The sequence below is a fragment of the Gordonia sp. ABSL11-1 genome, assembly GCF_030315685.1.
Lineage (GTDB): Bacteria > Actinomycetota > Actinomycetes > Mycobacteriales > Mycobacteriaceae > Gordonia.
On the sequence record NZ_JASXSI010000063.1, the window covers coordinates 1 to 1,818 of the forward strand.

A 1,818-nucleotide genomic window follows, 5' to 3' on the forward strand; every position below is an offset into this window, starting at 1 on the left:
CGTTCGCCGCTCTGGAATCGCCGGACTCCGGTCGGACTCTGCCGGGCTCGGGCGCTCGCCGTCTGACACGATGAACCCATGAGCGACCCGACCGTCGAACGCCTCGAACTCACCACCGTCGCGAACTTCCGCGATGTCGGCGGATGGGAGACGGCTGACGGCCGTCGCGTCGCGGCGGGGGTGCTGTTCCGATCGGCGGCGCTCGACAAGGCCTCCGAGACCGACCGGGCGACGCTCGTCGGGCTCGGACTCCGGACGATCGTCGACCTGCGGTCGGAGGCGGAGACCGAGGCGCAACCGGATCCCGTGCTCGACGGCGTGACCGGCATTCATCTCGACATCCTCGCCGACGCCGAATCGGTCAGTGCGCCCGCAAATCTCGACAAGGTCCTGTCCGATCCGGTGACCGTCGCCGCCGCCAACGAGAAGCTCGCCGACGGCAGCGGCCTGGCACACATGGTCGACGCCTACCGCGAACTGGTGAACCTGCCGAGCGCGTTGTCGTCGTACCGGACGTTCTTCAGCGGCCTCGACGGCACGCCGACCCTGTTCCACTGCACCGCGGGCAAGGACCGGACCGGCTGGGCCGCAGCGGCGTTCCTGACCCTCATGGGGGTCGACCGCGATCAGGTCTATCAGGAGTATCTGCTGACCAACGACCTGTTCCTGCCCGCCATCGCGCCGGTGTTCGACGGATTCGCCGCGGCCGGAGGCGATCCCGACCTGCTGCGCCCGTTGCTCGGGGTGCAGGAGTCCTACCTCGACACCGCGTTCGCCGAGGTCCGGGACACCTTCGGTGGCATCGAGAACTACTTCGCCGACGGACTCGGCATCGACACCGCTGGTCAAGAGGACTTGCGCCGGCGCTACCTCGTCACGCCCTGACCGGCCCTCCCACGGTCGTCGGGGCACCACTACTGGTCACGATCTGGCCAGAATGACCTGCGCCGATACATCCTCGGCCATAAGATTCGCGATGTGACATCAGATCCCGACGTGACGTCCAAGCCGAAGAGAACCGGCGAATCCGTCATCCGTGCGTTCGTGAACTCTCCGCTGTCCGGCCTCGCGCCATGGATAGTGATGTCGTTGTTCAGCGGTCCCGGACGGTTCGAGGAATCGGTGGCCGCCGCACTGGGCATCGCGCTGCTGGTCGTCTTCGCGAGCTGGAAGATCGGCAACTCCATCAAGTTGATGGAGTGGTTCGACGTCGTCTTCTTCGTCGTGATGTGTGTGATCGGGATCCTCGCCTCGCCCGGCATGATCACCTGGCTGGAGCTGTGGGCCGGCGAGATCGTGAACCTGGCGCTCGTGGTGTTCGCCTTCGGATCGATCCTGCTGCGCCGACCGTTCACTCTCGAGTACGCGCGGGAGCAGACGCCCGAGGAGTTCTGGGACAACCCGTTGTTCATCCGCACCAACTACGTCATCACGTGGGCGTGGGCCGCGGCGTTCGCGGTCTCGGCGATCGCCGGCGCGATCGGTGACGCCGTCTTCGACGATGCGGGCAACTTCTGGACCGGCTGGATCATCCAGATCGGCGCGACGGTGTTCGCGATCTCGTTCACCGAGTTCTATCCCGACTACGGCCCGAACAAGGCCCTGCAGAAGATGGGCGTCGAGACGGAGCCCCCGGTGTCGATCGCGAGACTCTTCGACTGGTTACCGGTCTTCGTGTTGATCGTCGGCATCGCCGGACTGGTCACCGACTCCACGTCCGCCGTCGTCGGGTGGGTGCTGATCGTCGTCGGTGCGGTCGGTGTCCGAGTCATGCGCTCGCTCTTCCCTAACCCGAAGAAGGCGGACGCACACGACGCC

2 protein-coding genes are annotated in these 1,818 nt (G+C 66.1%); both read left to right on the forward strand.

All coding sequences use genetic code 11. The features are described from left to right. The first annotated feature begins 78 nt into the window (after positions 1–78). Positions 79–885 carry a tyrosine-protein phosphatase gene (locus tag QSJ19_RS26385; protein WP_286324017.1) on the forward strand — a complete coding sequence of 269 codons (807 nt, stop codon included), beginning with the start codon at positions 79–81 and terminating at the stop codon, positions 883–885. A gap of 93 nt (positions 886–978) precedes the next feature. After that, positions 979–1,818: hypothetical protein (locus QSJ19_RS26390; RefSeq protein WP_286324018.1), on the forward strand; the 840-nt coding region annotated here is incomplete at its 3' end.

Coding starts and splice junctions, on each gene's coding strand:
- QSJ19_RS26385 (WP_286324017.1), top strand. CDS start 79: ATGAGCGACCCGACCGTCGAACGCCTCGAACTCACCACCGTCGCGAAC.